This is a genomic window from Streptomyces sp. NPDC048416, assembly GCF_043200435.1.
Lineage (GTDB): Bacteria > Actinomycetota > Actinomycetes > Streptomycetales > Streptomycetaceae > Streptomyces.
This window is the reverse complement of sequence record NZ_JBICXU010000057.1, coordinates 1-17,047: the sequence shown is the minus strand read 5'-3', so window position 1 is coordinate 17,047 and position 17,047 is coordinate 1. Positions and strand designations below refer to the sequence as shown.

Below are 17,047 nucleotides of genomic sequence, written 5' to 3'. Positions count from 1 at the left end.
TGTCTGGCCGAGGGTGGTGATGTCGCCGGTGGCGGGTGCGGATTCGAGCCAGTAGCGCTGGCGTTGGAAGGGGTAGGTGGGCAGGTCGACGGGCCGGGCGGGGCCGTTGGTGGGGTGGAGTGCGGGCCAGTTGACGGTGTGGCCGGTGGTCCACAGGCGGGCGAGCGCGGTGAGGGTTTCGCTCTGCTCGGGCCGGTTGCGGCGCAGGAGCGGAATGAACGTGGCGGTCGTGTCGTCAGCGAGGGCTGCGGGGGCCATGGCCGTCAGGACCGCATCGGGGCCGATCTCCAGGAAGGTGGTGACACCTTCTGCGGCGAGCGTCTTGATGCCGTCGGCGAAACGCACCGCCTCGCGCACATGCGTAACCCAGTAGGCAGGGTTGGTGAGTTCGCCGGGGGCGGCGGTACGTCCGGTCACGTTGGAGACGACCGGGATGCGGGGCTCGCTGTAGTCCAGGACGTGCGCGATCTGCCCGAACTCCTCCAGCATGGGCTCCATCAACGGCGAGTGGAAAGCATGCGAGACGGTGAGACGGGAGGTCTTCCCGCCCGCGGCCCGTACCGCCTTCACGACCTTCTCGACGGATTCGGCCGTGCCCGAAACGACCACCGCGCGGGGCCCGTTGACGGCGGCGATCGCCGCGCCCTCGACCCCGTCGAGCATGGCGCGTACGTCATCCTCGGAGGCCTGGACCGCCGCCATCACACCGCCATCGGGCAGGGCCTGCATCAGCCGGCCACGTGCCGCGACCAGCGCACACGCGTCAGCCAGGGAGAACACACCCGCCGCATGAGCGGCACTGATCTCACCGATGGAATGCCCCGCCACCACATCCGGCCGCACACCCAACGACTCCGCAAGCCGGAACAACGCGGTCTCCACGGCGAACAGGGCGGGCTGTGCGTACTCGGTACGGTCCAGCAGCCCCGCCTCAGCCGAACCCGCCTTCGCGAACAGAACCTCCTTCAGCGGGCGGTCGAGCTGGATGTCCAGGTGGCCACATGCCTCGTCCAGAGCGGCAGCGAACACCGGGAAGGCGGCGGCCAGTTCACGCCCCATACCCACCCGCTGCGCACCCTGACCCGTGAACAAGAAGGCCAGCCGGCCGCCGGCGACCCGTCCCTGCACGATCCCTGACGCGGCGTCGCGGTGCTCGGCGAGGGCTCGAAGGCCGGCGATCAGTTCGTCGCGTCCGGCACCCGCGACCACCGCCCGGTGGTCCAGCTGCGCCCGCGTCGTCGCCAGTGCCGTAGCCACGTCCGCCGGATGCGGAGCCTCATCACCTTCCAGTACGCCGAGCAGCCCAGCGGCCTGCGCACTCAGCGCGTCGGCCGTGCGCGCGCTGAGGAGCAGCGGCAGCGCCGGACCGGTGTCGTCCTGGCGCCCCGGGAACTCCTCCTCCGGCGGCGCCTCTTCGATGATCACGTGTGCGTTTGTCCCGCTGATGCCGAACGCGGAGATGCCCGCGCGGCGCGGCCGTCCGTCCTCGGCCTCCCACGGCATGGCCTCGGTGAGCAGCTCGACCTCGCCCGCCGACCAGTCGACGTGGCGGCTCGGAGCGTCCACGTGCAGTGTCTTGGGCAGCACGCCGTGCTGCATCGCCAGCACCATTTTGATGACACTGGCCGCGCCGCCCGCGGCCTGGGTGTGACCGAGGTTGGACTTGGCCGAGCCGAGTCGCAACGGCCGTTGTGACGACCGCTCCTGGCCGTACGTCGCGAGGATCGCCTGGGCTTCGATGGGGTCGCCGAGCTTGGTTCCCGTACCGTGCGCGTCGACCGCGTCGACGTCGGCCGGGCTCAGGCCCGCGTTGGCGAGCGCCTGGAGGATCAGCCGCTGCTGCGACGGGCCGTTCGGTGCGGTGAGGCCGTTGCTGGCGCCGTCCTGGTTGACGGCGCTGCCGCGCAGGACCGCCAGCACCCGGTGTCCGTTGCGCCGCGCGTCCGACAGCCGCTCCACCACGAACACGCCCGCGCCCTCGGCGAAGCCGGTTCCGTCCGCCGCGTCGGCGAACGCCTTGCACCGGCCGTCGGCCGCCAGCCCGCGCTGCCGGCTGAACGCGGTGAACATGCCGGGGCTGCCCATCACGGCGACGCCACCGACCAGGGCGAGCGAGCACTCGCCGTTGCGCAGGGCCTGGGCCGCCAGGTGCAGGGAGACCAGCGAGCCGGAGCACGCGGTGTCCACCGTCACGGCGGGGCCCTCAAGACCCAGGGTGTACGAGACGCGGCCGGACGCGACGCTGGGCGCGTTGCCGGTCATCAGATAGCCGTCGAGGCCCAGCGGGGCCTGGTGAACACGGGTGCCGTACTCATGGACCTCGGCTCCGAAGAACACGCCGGTCCGGCTGCCACGGAGCGAGGCCGGGTTGATCCCGGCGCGTTCCAGAGCCTCCCAGGAGGTTTCCAGGATCAGGCGCTGCTGCGGGTCCATCGCCAGCGCCTCGCGGGGGCTGATCTTGAAGAAGTCCGCGTCGAAGTCGGCCGCACCGGCGAGGAAGCCCCCCTTGTCGACGTACGACTTGCCGGGGCGGTCGGGGTCCGCGTCGAACATCCCGGGAACGTCCCAGCCGCGGTCGGTAGGGAAGCCGGAAAGCACTTCACGGCCCTCTGCCATCAACGCCCAGAAATCATCAGGGGAGTTGATGTCGCCGGGATAGTGGCAGCCGATGCCGATGATGGCCACGGGATCGTCGTCGTCCCCCGCCGTCTGCCGCACGGCCGCCGCGACGGGCTCGGGCGCAAGGCCCAGTGTCCTCGCGCGGACGTAGCGACTCAGCTCGACGGGGGTGGGGTAGTCGTAGACGGCCGTGATGGGCAGGTCCAGACCGGTGGCCGCGGACAGGCGGGTGTGCAGGTCCACCGCGGCCAGTGAGTCGAAACCCAGCTCCAGGAACGGCCGGGCGGTGTCGAGCACGTCCTTCGTGTCCGGGCGGGCGCGGCGCAGCGCGGCGACGGTGTGCTCGTGCACGATCTCCAGTACGGCGCGTTCCTGCTCGGCCGCGGTCAGGCCGGTGAGCCGGGCCGCCAGAACGGACTGCTGTGGCGCTTCGGACTCGCTCCTCGGCCTGCCACCCGACTCGGAAAGAACGTTCTCAGACTCGGTCATTCGGTGCACTCCAAAAAGAATTCCGCGGGCGAGGAAAAACGAGAGCGGGCCGGGCGAGGGCGGGCGGCCCAGGAGGCGGCCCGGAAGGCGGTCAGGACAGCGGCCGGCTCCCGTGGAGGAACGGCTGGTCGTAGCTGCGCTGCACATAGGACAGCGCTTCGAGCAGGTCCGACGAGGTGACGGGACGGGACCGACGGCTGCCCACCAGGCCGGCGATGGGCAGCGATCCGGTGTCGGCCCAGCGCAGCCAGCCGTCGCCGTCGATGTAACTGCGGCTGCGACCGGCGTTGTCCGGGTGCAGGCAGTAGGGGATGTCGAGGTATCCGCATTTGAACGCGAGCAACAGGGCCTGGCCCAGGTCCGGGTGGCTGTTCAGGACGGCGTCGATGAGCGAGCGTGCCTCCGCGTACGTCTGCGAATCCTGTGAGGTGGCCAGGTCCTTCAAGCCCGGCAGGTCCGTCGAGCCCGGCACGTCCGTCGAGCCCGCCAGGTCCGTCGGGTACGTCCCGTCCATAGGGTCTGCGGTGGGTGCGGCAGGGGGTGCGGCGGGAAGGGCGGCGGCGTCGGTTGCGGCGTGCCGGGCCGTCCGGGCGACCCGGTCGGCGTGTTCGAGCGCCGCGACGTTCTCCTCGATGGTGGGGATGCGGCGGGATTCGGCGACGGTCTTGACGATCAGTCGTTCCGAGCCGGTACTCACCGCGAGTTCGGCGGCGTGCCCCAGCAGCCGGTAGCAGCCTTCGGGGGTCGTGGGGTACACGCCCATGTAGGCGTAGATGACCACATGCCAAGCGGCGTCCGGAAGCAGCTCCGCACACAGTCGGCGCAGCGCACGCACCGCCTCGCGGTCCTGTGCCCCGCTGGTCTGCTGGGCGTAGCTGACGGACAGGTCGCCGATCCCGAGCCGGTGGAAGAACATCGCTTCCAGCACGCTGACCGCGATCAGCATGCTCGGCGGGCACAGCTGGCCCAGCATGCAGCCGCCGAAGGTTTCGATGTGCGGGCTCGCGCCCCACTGGGGCAGCTGGGCGAACAGGGCGGTGCTGCGTTCCCAGTTGCGCATGGATTCGTCGAGCGGAGTGCGACCGTAGGGCAGGCAGTACGAGACGGGGCCGCCCTCGGTGGCGCTGAGCCCGGCCCGCATCAGGGCGGCGAAGATGTCGAACGGGACGGCGGAGCCGTGCCGCACCTGGACGGGAAAGTCGTCGCAGTGGACATCGCGCAGGACCGAGTGGGTGGTCTCGACGTCATGACTGACGAGGGGAAATCCATTGAGGCCGATGCCTTCGCGCAGCGCGGTCTCGATCGCGGCGAGGTCTCCGACGCGGGTGTAGCTGTCCAGGGTGAGCGTTCCGACGGTGGTGGCATCGGCGCCCCGGGTGGCGAGCAGTCCCGCGCGCATGGCGCCGGGGTCGCCGAACCCCATACGGGGCTGTACGACGAGGCGCCCCGCCCGGTACGCGCGGCGCACGAACGCGCCGAAGTCGCCGGCCGGGGCAGCCGGCGCGACGGTGACACTCGTGGTGGTGACGCGGTCAGATGCACGCCGTGCCGGGGCATGGGTGCCACGGGCGGCCGGGGCGTCGCCGGTCGCCGCCTCACGGGGTGCGGCCCCGCCAGGCGCGGACGCGGGCCCGGCGGCGGCCCGCTCGGACCGTCCGGCCGGCCCGTGCCCCTGCGCCGTCGCGAAGCCGTCCTTCACGACAGCGCCCTCTGCGGTATGCCGCCGATGAAGTGCTGGAAGGAGGCGATTTCCTGGGCGCTGTCCTCGAAGACGCTGTCGAAGCCCGCCGCGACCAGTTCCGCCGCGTGCCCGCCGCCCTCGCCGCCGGTGATGCCGAGTTTTCCGCCGATCACCGCGGGCAGTCCCGCGAGACCCCCTTCGTCGCGGAGCTTCCTGATGACGCGCAGACCGTCCTGGTGGCCATGGCCGTTGACACTGCTCAGGACGAGCATGGCCGGCGCGCGGTCCAGGCACTCCTGCACGAGCAGTTCGTCCGGGACGCACGGGCCCAGGTTCACCACGTCGTACCCCTGCTCCTCGATCAGCAGCTGGAGGAAGACCAGGTTCCAGGTGTGCGAGTCGGATGCCAGGCCGCTGACCAGGACCGTCTGCCGGGGCGCGGCGGTGTCCACCGCGACCGGTTCCGCGCCGCCGCCCGTATCCGTGTGCTCCGTCAGCTCGCCTGCCGGCCCGGTCATGCCCGCCCTCCACCGACCGGTGCCGGACCGTCCTCGTGGACCGGAGACAGCGCCACCCTGCTGTGTTCGAGCCGCGACGCGGACACCACCTCACCGCCGCGCACCAGCACCTCGGCGGGCGCGGGCCGGCCAAGGAACATCAGCAGGCTCGCCGTGGGGCCGTACGCACCGGCGTTGGGGATCGTCAGGATGTCGCCGACGCGCAGGTTCGGCAGGTCGACCTGGCGGCCGAGCACATCGCCGGGTGTGCACAGCGGGCCGACCAGGCTGGCCCGCAGCCCCGTCCCGTCCGCGATCTGGGCGGCCTGCCCGGGGCCCTCCGGCTGGACCGCCACCGGCAGGAGCCGGCCGAGGCCCGACATCCCGCCGAAGGTGTTGATGCCGGCGTCCAGGATGACGAACGTACGGCCGCGGCTCTCCTTGATGTTGACCACCCGGGTCAGCAGCACCCCGCTGTCGCCGACCAGATAACGGCCGGACTCACAGGCGAAGTGCGGGGTGCCCTGCCGCCAGTCGGGAAACAGCTCGTCGAGGGTGGACTCCAGCCGCTCGCGCAGCTTCTCGTACACCGGACGCTCACCGGGCACGGCGTACGGTGCGGCGAATCCGCCCCCGATGTCCAGGAACCGCAGCGGGAGCCCGTGTTTGCGCTCCAGGCCGGCGGCGACCGACAGCGTGTGCCGGAACTCCCCGACCAGGCTGTCCTCGTCCTTGGCGTTGCTGAGCGGGAAGAAGTGCGCCCCGGCGATCCGGGTGCCCGCCACCGCGCGCAGCTTGGGCAGCACCTCGCCCAGCGTCTCGGTGTCGATGCCGAACTGGGAGGGCGTGCCCGTCATGCGGATACTCGTGGTGGCACTGGCCGACGCGCTGTTGATACGCAGCAGACAGTCCGCCACCACGCCGTGGAGCTCGGCGGCGGCGCCCACGTGCTCCAGGTCGGTGAGGGATTCCACGGAGAACAGCCGCACACCGGCGCCGAGGGCGTCGACGAGCTCGCCGTCGGTCTTCCCGGGCCCCGTGTACAGGATCTCCGCCGGATCGAACCCGGCATCGAGCGCGGCGGCCAGCTCACCCAGCGAGCTGATCTCGGCCCGGCAGACACGCCCGTCACCCGTGCCGAGGGCGCGCAGCACCTCCGGGTGCGGGTTGGCCTTGACCGCGCTGAACAGGCTGAACGGTTCAGGCAGAGCGTCGAACAGGTCCTGTCGCGCCGCGGCGACCCGGTCCAGGTCGTACACGTACAGCGGAGTGCCGTACCGCTCGGCCAGCTCGGTGTACCGAGTCACTGGTCGCTCCCGTCGAGCAGCTGCGCGAGCTGCTTCTTCTCGTTCTTGCCGTGCAGGGTGAGGGGAAATGCGCTGAGCACCCGACAGATCGCGGGAACCTTCTGCTGCTCAAGCCGGCGCGCCAGCTCACGCAGAATCACGTGCGGGGCGAGCTCGGACTCGACGAACAGCGCCAGGTCGTGCCGGTCCGAAGGCGGCAGCACCGCCGCCTGCCGCACGCCGGGAATGTCCATGGCGGCGGCTTCGATCTCGACGGTGCTCATCCGGATGCCCTTGCGCTTGAACATGTCGTCGCGGCGGCCCTGGAAGTACAGATATCCGTCCTCGTCGAGGAAGCCGTAGTCCCCGGTGTGCAGGCGCAGTTCGCCGGACGGCTCGTGGCGGCGGAAGTTGCGTGCGCTGGCCTGCGGGTTGCGCCAGTAGCCGGGCATCACGTGCGGGCCGGCCGCGACGATCTCGCCGGACTCCCCGGCGGGCACGGGCTCGCCGTCCTCGCCCAGGATGAGCACCCGGGTGCCGGGCAGCGGCAGACCCACCGAGTCGGGCCGCTCGCGGTCCTGGTCCGGCGGCATGATGGTGACGCGCTTGCACTCGGTCTGGCCGAACTGACGGACCACGCGCACCCCGGGGAACGCGGCACGCAGCGTCTCGATGGTCGGCTGCGGCAGCGCGGCACCGGTGTTGGTGAACATCCGCACCCGGGGCGCGGGGTCGTCCGACCGGCGTGCCAGCGTGGCGATCATGGTGGCGAGTGACGGCACGATCGGGACGACGGTCGCTCCGCTGTCCCGTACGGCGCTCAGCAGCCGCAGGTCCGACCCGCCGTCGGCCAGCACGATCTCGCTGCGCCCGACCGCGCACATCAAGACCTTGTACAGGCCGTAGTCCCAGGACATCGGGAAGCGGCAGAACACCACGTCGTCGGCGCGGTAGCCCAGGACCTGCACCATGGAACGGGTGGCGAACGTGATCTGCGCGTGCGGGCAGATGACCGCCTTCGGGGCGGCGGTGCTGCCCGAGGTGTAGACGAGGACCGCGGGCCGGTCCGGCGCCACGTCGACCGCGGCCTGCGGACGCGGACCCCGGTCGGCGATCTTCTCGACCTCGCTCCACACCCCACCGAAGGGGTGCACGGGGGCCGTGGTGACGCCGCTGAGCGTTTCGTGCTGTCCCTCGGTGCTGAGGACGAGCGCCGGCTCGGCGTTCTCCAGCACCGAACGGAGGTGGAACTCCTTCATGTTCGGGTTCAGCGGCACGAAGACGACTCCGCGCCGGGACGCGCCGTAGAACAGCGCGACCAGCTCCCGATTGGTGGGCAGTTGTACGACCAGCCGGTCGCCCGGGCCGATGCCGCGGCTCTCCAGCCAGTCCGTGAAGGCGCGGCTGTACTCGTCGAGGCGGGCGTAGCTCCACTGGCCTTCGGCATCGCTGACCGCCACCGCCGAAGGCGTGGACGACACGGCCTCGTCCAGCAGGGTGTGGACGAGACCGCCTTGACTGTGGTCGGGCACGGGAACCCCGTGTGCCGCGCCGGAAGTGCTGTCCAACGCTCTTCTCCTGTCAGGTCGTCGACGTGCTGGTGATGCTGTCGGTCTCGGTGGTGACGTTGCTCCGCCCGGGTGCCTGGGCCGCCGCGAGCCGTTCCTCGGCACGGGCCCGCAGCACACCCCGGTCGGTCTTCCGATTGGAGTTGAGCGGGAACTCCTCCAACCGCCAGTAGTGCTTGGGCGTCATGCCCTGCGGCAGGACCTGGCGCAGCTGCCGGGCGAAGGTCGCGGCAGGCACGGCGGACCCGGTGTAGAAGACGGCGAGCTCGGTGCCCCAGGCGCCGGTGACGTCGATGGTGACCGCCTCGGTGACGCCCTCGCAGCCGCGCAGCGCGTGATCGATCTCGGGGAGCTCCACGCGCCATCCGGCGATCTGTACCTGCGAGTCGAGCCGTCCCAGATAAGCGAGTTCACCGTGCGGGGCGCCGCCGTGCGGGGCGTCGTCGGTGACACCGGTGCGCCGCACCCGGTCACCGGTGCGGTACCAGGTGCGTCCCTCGTGCTCCAGGAACCGGCCGGCGTCGTCGGAACGGTCCAGATAGCCGCGTGTCATCTGCGGCCCCGTCACACACAACTCACCCTCGGACAGGTCAGGTTGACCGTCCTCGCCGAGCAGCAGATGGTCATGCCCCCCGTTGATCCGGCCGATCGGCACCACACCGTTCACCGCGATACGCGAAGAGCGCTCGGGCTCCCAGCGGTGTGCGGCGATCGTGATGGTCAGCTCGGTCGGACCGTAAAGGTTCTCCAGCGTCGAGTGGGGCGCCGCCGCCTGCCAGTCGGCGGCGTCCTGGCACGTCAGCGCCTCGCCGGCGAAGAAACTCCAGCGCAGTCCGGGCAACGCGCCCGGAGCGAGCCCGCCGAGCCTGCGCACGAGCGGGATCGCGCTCGGCGTGGAGAACCACACCGTCATCCTGTTCTCCGCCAGGAACGCGGGCATCGCGCGGTACGCGCCCGGCGGCGCCCACAGCGCCGTCGCGCCGGCACCCCAGGCACAGAACAGGTCGAACATCGCGCAGTCGAAGTTGAGGTCGAAGGTCTGCGAGAAGACGTCCTGCGGCGTGAAGTCGTACCGCTCGTCCTGGAGCCGGAAGTAGTGCGAGGCGCTGGCGTGGCTGATGGGCACGCCCTTGGGCCGGCCCGTCGAGCCGGAAGTGAACAGCACGTACGCCGTGTCGGCCGGCCGCACCGGGCGAGGCTCGCTCAGCGCACCGGACACCGTGGGGACGATCAGGTCCACGCCCGGGTGCGCACCGGGTCCGCAACCGGGTGCGAGGACCGGCAGGGCGCCGTCGAGGCCGCCGCCCGCGTCGAAGGCCGGCTCGCCGTCCGGTCCCGGCGCCATGAGTTCCGGCAGCTGCGCCCAGCCCGCGCCGTCGGCGATGACGGCACTCACCTGTGCGGCCCGCATCATGCGGCGGGTGCGCGCCGGAGGGAAACCCGGTTGCAGTGGCACGACGGTGGCCCCCGCGTACAGCGCGGCGAGGATGCCGACGTACGCCTCGATTCCCTTCGTGGCCAGTACCGCCACGGTCCCCGGCGGCTTGCGCACCGCGCGCAGCAGCGCGCCCGCCCAGACGAGAGCCCTCTCGTGTGCCTGCTCGTACGTGATCGAGTCTGCCCCGACCCGCACCGCGTCGTTGCGCGGCGCCAGGCTCACTCCGCGCAGGAAACGCCCGTGCAGCGCCTCACCGACGGCTGCGTCCACTGCTACTCCTTCGATGCTCACCGTTCCGGGTCCCGGGCGCCGCCGGCTCAGGCGGCCTGCTCCTCGACCAGCCCGGACAGCACCTTCCACAGCACGCCGGGGGTCTGGAACGTCTCCTGGCCGAGCGCGTCGTCCTGGAACCGCACGTCGTACGTCTGCTCAAGGGCCGCAAGCAGCTCGACGATGCCGAGGGAGTCGAGGCCCAGGTCGCGCAGGGCGGTGTCCTCGGTGAGGGGTTCGTCGGCGCCGAGGAACGGCAGGAACCCGCGCAGCAGGTCCTCGAACGTCTGGTCCCACATGGTGAATCGCCTTTCGGGAGGAGGGAGAGGAAATGAAGAGTCAGGGGGTGGGGGAGGGGGAGAAGGGGGAGAAGGGGGAGCCGGCCGGTGGCTCAGGCGCGGGCCGGCTGCGGCCTCGGCAGGAGCGCGATACGCGGCGTGACCGGCACGACCTCGAAGGCGGCCGTCGTACGCCGAACCCGCCCGAAGAGGCTGTCCTGTCCGGCCACGCACACCGTGCCGATGCCTGCCTCGCACAGCGCGTCGACGACCGCGGGCCAGCGCATCGGGCGTACACAGCTGTCCAGCAGCATGGTGCGCACTCCTTCGCCCGTCGTGATGAGGGAGCCGTCCTGGTCGGCGACGACCGGCAGTCGCGGGTCGGTGAACTCCAGCGGGCCGAACACTTCCTCCTCGGCGCGGGCGCGCAGCCCGTCGAACGCCGAGCAATGCATCGGCGGCCGCATCGAGTACAGCGACATGCCACCCAGCGCACGCAGCCTGGGCTTCAGCCATTCGAGGTTGTGCTCGCGCAGCGTGAGCATGTGGAAGTCGTCGTCGATGTAGCACGACATCTCATAGGTCTCGCCGTGCTCGTCCAACTCCGCGAGCACCGTGCGCAGTTCGTTCTCCGGTACCCGCACGAAGGAGTGGGTGACCAGGTCCGTGTGCTCCGTACTGAAGTAGTCCTCCAGCAGACGGGCGAAACCGGCGGTCGCCCGCACGGCGTCGGCGAAGTCCAGCGCACCGCTGAACGCGGCGACCGGCTTCTCGCCGAAGCTCGGACCCGTGCACAGCTCGGCCTCGATGCCGAGCGTGTGCCCGGCCCACTGGGCCAGCGCCAGGGAGTTGACCATGAAGGCGACCTGGGCGTACTCGCTGTAGTCGCCCTCGGTCTGCCGGTAGCGGTCGAGCAGCGAGTACCCGAGGACCCGATCGGCGGTGGCAACCAGTTTGCGGGCGAACGGGTTGATGACCATGAACTTCCCGACCTCCGCGAAGGGAGTGGGCCCCATGCCGGGGAAGATCATCGCGGTACCGGTACGGGAAGCGGCGGTCATGTGCACGGTCCCTTCGAGACGTAGACGTACAGCCGTGAAGCGGTGATGACACATGTGGGGACATGTGGAGGGGCGGCGGAGCACGGGCGATGCGGGAGCGGGGGTGGTACCGGTACGGGGGCGTGAGCGCGCGCGTTTGGTGCGGAGGCCGGGACCGGGTACGCGGACGGCTGTTGCGGCGGGCGGGAGAGTTGCGGCGGCCTGGAGAGTGCCGGGACCAGCGACGCGGGCGTCCGATGCGGTGGGCTGGAGAGTGCCGTCATCCACCAGCGACGCGGGCGTCCGATGCGGTGGGCGGGAGAGTGCCGTCACCAGCGACGCGGGCGTCGGTGCGGGTGCCGGCACCCGTCCCCTACTCCTCGGGCGCGAGCAGTGCCCCGGTCTCGGTGTCGTGCACCGTGATCGCGGACACCGGACACGTCTCCGCGGCATCGAGCGCCGCCTCGTCCGGGTCGGTGGTCGCCATCCGCGGGTACGACTTGCCGGCCCGCAACTCGAAGTGGTCCGGCGCGTAGTTGGCGCACACCGAGGCGCCGATGCATGCCGTCCGGTCGACGGCGATGGTCCAGCTGCTCACCATGTCACGCGCAGCTTCTTGGGGCCGCGCACCAGCATCCCCTGCTTCCAGACGACGCCGTCCTCACCGTCGGCGAAGTCCAGGGTGGGGAAGCGCGCGATGAGCGTGCTCAGCACGGTCTGGAGCTCCATCCGGGCCAGCTGGGCGCCCAGGCAGTGGTGCGGGCCGTGGCCGAAGCCGATGTGCGGGTTGGTCTCGCGGGTCACATCAAGCCGCTCGGGATCCGAGAAGAACTCGGGGTCGCGGTTGGCCGAGGCGACGGAGCCGAGTACCGGCTCACCCGCCTTGACCGTGATGTCGCCGAACCGCACGTCCTCAAGGGCGTACCGGGCGAACATCGCGGAGTAGTTCAGCGGGATCCAGCGGACCAGCTCCTCGACCGCGCGCGGCACCAACTCCGGCTGTGCGCACAGCAGTTCCCACTGGTCGCGGTGGCTGAGCAGGGCGTAGAGGAAGTTGGGGATCTGCGAAGCGGTCGTCTCGGTTCCCGTGATGAGCAGCCCACCGGTCACATGCATGACCAGCTCCTCCTCGCTCAGCCGGTCGCCGTCCTCGTCGCGTGTCTTGACCAGCGCGCCGAGCAGGTCCTCGGTGGGATTGCGCCGGCGCTCGGCGACCAGTTCGCCGATGTAGGCGAACAGCTCCTTGGCGTTGCGCTCCATCTCCTCCCACGGCAGCGCCGTCGTGGAGACCATGGCCTCGGACCACACACGCAGCTTGGGACGGTCCGCCTCGGGTACGCCCAGCATTTCGGAGATGAGCGTCACCGGCACCGGGATGGCGAAGTTCTCCACCATCTCGAACGGGCCGCCCTGCTCGACCATCGTGTCGGCCAGGCCGTCCACGATCCGCTGGGTGTCCGCGCGCATCAGTTCCACCCGGCGCCCGGTGAACGCCTTGGCGACCAGCTTGCGCAGCCGGGCGTGGTCCGGGGCGTCCATGCCGACCAGGCCATCGTCCAGGTGCTCACCGGGGTGGGTGCGCGGCTGGTCGCGCGTCCTGGCCATCGCCCGGCTGAACCGGGGGTCGGCCAGCACGGTACGTACGTCCTGGTAGCGCGTGGCCAGCCAGGCGGGTTCGCCGATCGGGAACTGCACTCGGCTCAGCGGTTCCTCCGTACGCAGCTTCGCGTACATGGGGTCGAGTTCGAGCCGGTCCGGTTCGCTGAACGGATATGCGCGAACCTCCTGAACAGTGGTCACCCGCGCGCCCCTTCCTGCAAGTCGTTGAATTCTTGGATTCTGTCGAGCTCTTTGAGATTCTTGAGCTCGTTGAGGAAACCGACCAGGACCGAGGTGAAACGCTCGGGCTCTTCGAGGTGCGGCATGTGGCTGGATTCCTCGAAGATTTCCCAGTGGACCTTTGGAATGCGGTCGAAATAGGGCTGGACGGTGGCCGGTGTGGCCTCGTCGTAACGCCCGCTGATCAAGAGTGTCGGTACGTCGATGCGCGGCAGCAGATCTTCGACCGACCAGTCACGCAAAGAGCCGATGACATGGAATTCATTGGGCCCGTTCATGGCGTGATAAACGGTGGGATCGTCGTTGATCTCCATGAAAGTGGCCAGATACTCCTGGGGCCACGGCAGAACCCGGCACACGTGCCGGTCGTAGAAGACCCGCATCGCCGCGAAGTATTCCTCGGTGTCCGTGCTGCCCGCGGCCTCGTGGCGCAGCAGAGTCTCCTGCACCTCGGGCGGCAACTGCTCCCGGAGCACCTTCATCTCCTGGAGCCACAGGGGCATCGACACCGGCGAGTTGGCGATCACCAGGCCGCGCAGTCCGGCCGGCCGGTCCGAGGCGTGGGCCGCCGACAGCATTCCGCCCCAGGACTGGCCGAACAGAACGTAGTTGTCGGACACCCCCAGGTGTCGGAGCAGATTGTCGAGTTCGTCCCGGAAGAGCTGGACGGTCCAGAAGTCCGTCCCCTTGTCCGGCAGCCGCGTGGACCCGCCGTTCCCCAACTGGTCGTAGTGCACGACCGGCCAGCCGGCGTCCGCAAGGGTCGTCATGGCGAGGAGGTAGTCGTGCGTGCTGCCGGGCCCACCGTGCAGCACGACGACGGGCGGCAGCCCGCAGCGGAGATCCCCCGTGACGCGGTACCAGGTCTTGTACGCGCCGAAAGGGGCGGTTCCTTTGGCGGTCGGTGTCGCGGGCATCTTCCCACCCCAGGTCAATGTTTCGCAGCCTTCAACGGGGTGAACGCTATAGCAGTGAAGTAGCCGGACAGACCCCTAGGGGCCCCTACGAGCCCTTAGTCGGGGGACTTCTTCGCGGCCCCCTGGATATGGTGGATCAAAAGCGGACCCAAAAGTTTGCGCGCCCCTTCGGTATGCGCATAGGGGTCCTTCCGCGTGCTGCTCGTAGGGGTGGCTAGGGGGGACCATGGGTGGTAGGTCGACAAGGGCCACCCGTAGCGTTCGGATGGACAATCCGAACGGGTTCAGGGGGTTCTTGGGTGGAAAGCGAGAAGAAGCTACTCGACTACCTCAAGCGAGCGACGGCCGACCTTCGAGAGGCACGCCGCCAGTTGCGCGAAGCCGAGCGCAGGGAACACGAGCCCATAGCGATCGTCGGCATGAGCTGCCGCTATCCGGGCGGCGTCACCTCCCCCGAGGAGCTGTGGCACCTGGTGGACAGCGGCCGGGACGGAATCACCGGATTCCCCGCCGGTCGCGGCTGGGACGTCGACGCGCTGTACGACCCCGACCCCGACAAGCCCGGGACGACCTACGCCCGGGAAGGCGGATTCCTGCACGACGCGGCCGACTTCGACGCCGACTTCTTCGGCATCGGCCCGCGCGAGGCCCTGGCGATGGACCCGCAGCAGCGCCTCCTCCTCGAAGTTGCCTGGGAGGCTTTGGAGCGCGCCGGACTCGACCCCCACGCCCTGCGCGGCAGCCGCACCGGCGTCTTCGCCGGCGTGATGTACCACGACTACGCCTCTCGCCTGTCCAGCGTTCCCGACGAGGTGGACGGGTACATCGGCAACGGCAACTCCGGCAGCGTCGTATCGGGCCGCGTCTCCTACGCGCTCGGTCTTGAGGGCCCGGCGGTCACGGTGGACACTGCGTGCTCGTCGTCTCTCGTGGCACTGCACTGGGCCATCCAGGCGCTGCGCAACGGTGAGTGCTCGCTGGCCCTGGCCGGCGGGGTGACCGTGATGTCCACGCCCGACACCTTCACCGAGTTCAGCAGACAGCGTGGCCTGGCTGCCGACGGCCGGTGCAAGGCCTTCGCCGAGGCCGCGGACGGCACCGGCTGGGGCGAGGGCGTCGGCGTACTGCTGGTGGAACGGCTCTCCGACGCCCAGCGCAACGGGCACCGCGTGCTCGGTGTGGTGCGAGGGAGCGCGGTCAACCAGGACGGTGCGAGCAGCAGCCTGACGGCGCCGAACGGTCCCTCGCAGCAACGCGTGATCCTTCAGGCCCTTGCCAATGCCGGCCTGCGCTCGACCGACGTCGACGCGGTGGAGGCGCACGGCACGGGTACGAAGCTGGGCGATCCGATCGAGGCGCAGGCGTTGCTTGCCACGTACGGTCGTGACCGTGCGGCCGAGCAGCCGTTGTGGCTGGGTTCGGTGAAGTCGAACCTGGGGCATACGCAGGCGGCGGCGGGCGTGGCGGGGATCATCAAGATGGTGATGGCGATGCGTCACAGTGTGCTGCCCAGGACGCTGCATGTGGATGCGCCGTCGTCGAAGGTGGACTGGTCGGCCGGACGAGTGGAACTACTGACCGAGGCGGTGGCCTGGCAGAGCCAGGGGCCGCGCCGCGCGGGCGTGTCCTCCTTCGGGATCAGCGGAACCAACGCCCACGTCATTCTTGAGGAGGCCCCGGCCGCGGAGCCCACCGAAGAGACGCCTCTCGTTGAGCGCCCGGATGCCTCGGCGTCGGCTCTGCCACTGCCACTGCCACTGCCACTGCCACTGCCACTGCCACTCAGCGCCGGGAATGCTGCGGCGCTGAGGGCTCAGGCGGTGGGTGTGCTGGGTCTGCTGGAGGGTGTGGGTGCTCCGGATCCGGTGGATGTGGGGGCGGCGTTGGCGTCGACGCGTGCGCAGCTGGAGCATCGTGCGGTGGTTGCGGGGGCGGGGCGCGAGGAGCTGGTCGCCGGGTTGCGTGCGCTGGCTTCGGGTGAGGAGGCCGGGGGTGTGGTGCGGGGTGTCCGTGCGGAGGGCCGTCTGGCGTTTCTGTTTACGGGTCAGGGTGCGCAGCGGGTGGGTATGGGGCGTGAACTCGCTGCTGCCTTCCCGGTGTTCGCTGCCGCTCTGGACGAGGTGTGCATACACCTGGACCCGCTGCTGGACCGCCCACTGAAGGAGGTGCTGTTCGCGGAGGCAGGTTCGGCTGAGGCCGCGTTGCTGGACCGTACCGAGTACGCCCAGCCCGCCCTGTTCGCTGTGGAGACCGCGTTGTTCCGGCTCACCGAATCCCTCGGCATCCACCCCGACCTGCTCGCCGGACACTCCATCGGTGAGATCAGTGCCGCTCATGCGGCGGGTGTGTTCTCCCTGGCCGACGCCTGCGCTCTGGTCGCGGCACGTGGCCGGCTGATGCAGGCCCTGCCGGACGGCGGTGTGATGGCGGCGGTGCAGGCGACCGAGGATGACGTACGCGCCATGCTGGACGGCGTCGAGGACGCGGCGATCGCCGCTGTCAACGGGCCGCGTGCGGTGGTTGTTTCGGGCACGGCCGACTCCGTCGAGAAGGTCGTGGAGGCGGTGCGAGCCGCGGGCGGGAAGACCTCGCGTCTCACCGTCTCGCATGCTTTCCACTCGCCGTTGATGGAGCCCATGCTGGAGGAGTTCGGGGCTGTCCTGTCCGGTCTCACCTTCAGCGAGCCCCGCATCCCGGTCGTCTCCAACGTGACCGGACGTACCGCCGCGCCCGGTGAACTCACCAACCCTGCCTACTGGGTTACGCATGTGCGCGAGGCGGTGCGTTTCGCGGATGGTGTGCAGGCGCTCGCCGCAGAAGGTGTCACCACCTTCCTGGAGATCGGCCCCGATGCGGTCCTGACGGCCATGGCCCCCGCAGCCCTCGCCGACGACACGACCGCCACGTTCATTCCCCTCCTGCGCCGCAATCGGCCCGAGCACAGTGAAACCCTCACCGCGCTCGCCCGCCTGTGGACCACCGGCCACACCGTCAACTGGCCCGCACTCCACCCCACCAACGGACCCGCCCGGCCCGTCGACCTCCCCACCTACCCCTTCCAACGCCAGCGCTACTGGCTCGAATCCGCACCCGCCACCGGCGACATCACCACCCTCGGCCAGACC

General features: G+C 70.2%; 12 protein-coding genes. 1 reads left to right on the top strand and 11 read right to left on the bottom strand.

Annotated features, from left to right (window positions below):
- From ACGFW5_RS34765 to ACGFW5_RS34715, 11 genes are all read right to left on the bottom strand, one after another.
- The coding region (locus ACGFW5_RS34765; protein WP_393838350.1) for a beta-ketoacyl synthase N-terminal-like domain-containing protein at positions 1-3,117 on the bottom strand (3,117 nt) is incomplete at its 3' end.
- Positions 3,118-3,199: 82 nt separating this feature from the next.
- On the bottom strand, positions 3,200-4,576 hold the full coding sequence (locus ACGFW5_RS34760; protein WP_393838351.1) for a methylaspartate mutase: 1,377 nt from the start codon (positions 4,574-4,576) through the stop codon (positions 3,200-3,202).
- A gap of 227 nt (positions 4,577-4,803) precedes the next feature.
- Positions 4,804-5,307 carry a cobalamin B12-binding domain-containing protein gene (locus ACGFW5_RS34755; RefSeq protein ID WP_393838349.1) on the bottom strand — a complete coding sequence of 168 codons (504 nt, stop codon included), beginning with the start codon at positions 5,305-5,307 and terminating at the stop codon, positions 4,804-4,806.
- Complete coding sequence (locus tag ACGFW5_RS34750; RefSeq protein WP_393838348.1) at positions 5,304-6,593, bottom strand: type III PLP-dependent enzyme; 1,290 nt, start codon at positions 6,591-6,593, stop codon at positions 5,304-5,306. The genes ACGFW5_RS34755 and ACGFW5_RS34750 overlap by 4 nt, the downstream gene beginning before the upstream one ends.
- Complete coding sequence (locus ACGFW5_RS34745; protein WP_393838347.1) at positions 6,590-8,140, bottom strand: AMP-binding protein; 1,551 nt, start codon at positions 8,138-8,140, stop codon at positions 6,590-6,592. Before ACGFW5_RS34745 ends, ACGFW5_RS34750 begins: the two co-directional genes overlap by 4 nt.
- A gap of 13 nt (positions 8,141-8,153) precedes the next feature.
- Complete coding sequence (locus ACGFW5_RS34740) at positions 8,154-9,848, bottom strand: AMP-binding protein (RefSeq protein WP_393838346.1); 1,695 nt, start codon at positions 9,846-9,848, stop codon at positions 8,154-8,156.
- Positions 9,849-9,895: 47 nt separating this feature from the next.
- The gene (locus tag ACGFW5_RS34735; protein ID WP_393838345.1) at positions 9,896-10,147 is read right to left on the bottom strand and encodes an acyl carrier protein; all 252 of its coding nucleotides are present in this window, start codon (positions 10,145-10,147) and stop codon (positions 9,896-9,898) included.
- A 92-nt stretch (positions 10,148-10,239) separates the two neighbouring features.
- Entirely contained in the window at positions 10,240-11,187 is a 948-nt protein-coding gene (locus ACGFW5_RS34730) for an ACP S-malonyltransferase (RefSeq protein WP_393838344.1), read from the bottom strand.
- Positions 11,188-11,539: 352 nt separating this feature from the next.
- Complete coding sequence (locus ACGFW5_RS34725; RefSeq protein ID WP_393838343.1) at positions 11,540-11,767, bottom strand: ferredoxin; 228 nt, start codon at positions 11,765-11,767, stop codon at positions 11,540-11,542.
- On the bottom strand, positions 11,761-12,966 hold the full coding sequence (locus ACGFW5_RS34720; RefSeq protein WP_393838342.1) for a cytochrome P450: 1,206 nt from the start codon (positions 12,964-12,966) through the stop codon (positions 11,761-11,763). Before ACGFW5_RS34720 ends, ACGFW5_RS34725 begins: the two co-directional genes overlap by 7 nt.
- On the bottom strand, positions 12,963-13,922 hold the full coding sequence (locus ACGFW5_RS34715; protein WP_393838341.1) for a proline iminopeptidase-family hydrolase: 960 nt from the start codon (positions 13,920-13,922) through the stop codon (positions 12,963-12,965). The genes ACGFW5_RS34720 and ACGFW5_RS34715 overlap by 4 nt, the downstream gene beginning before the upstream one ends.
- A gap of 299 nt (positions 13,923-14,221) precedes the next feature.
- Between ACGFW5_RS34715 and ACGFW5_RS34710 the strand changes: the two genes are divergently transcribed.
- Positions 14,222-17,047 (top strand): type I polyketide synthase (locus tag ACGFW5_RS34710; RefSeq protein ID WP_393838340.1); only part of this gene is annotated, 2,826 nt, incomplete at its 3' end.

Coding starts and splice junctions, on each gene's coding strand:
- ACGFW5_RS34725 (WP_393838343.1), bottom strand. CDS start 11,767: ATGGTGAGCAGCTGGACCATCGCCGTCGACCGGACGGCATGCATCGGC.
- ACGFW5_RS34715 (WP_393838341.1), bottom strand. CDS start 13,922: ATGCCCGCGACACCGACCGCCAAAGGAACCGCCCCTTTCGGCGCGTAC.
- ACGFW5_RS34755 (WP_393838349.1), bottom strand. CDS start 5,307: ATGACCGGGCCGGCAGGCGAGCTGACGGAGCACACGGATACGGGCGGC.
- ACGFW5_RS34730 (WP_393838344.1), bottom strand. CDS start 11,187: ATGACCGCCGCTTCCCGTACCGGTACCGCGATGATCTTCCCCGGCATG.
- ACGFW5_RS34735 (WP_393838345.1), bottom strand. CDS start 10,147: ATGTGGGACCAGACGTTCGAGGACCTGCTGCGCGGGTTCCTGCCGTTC.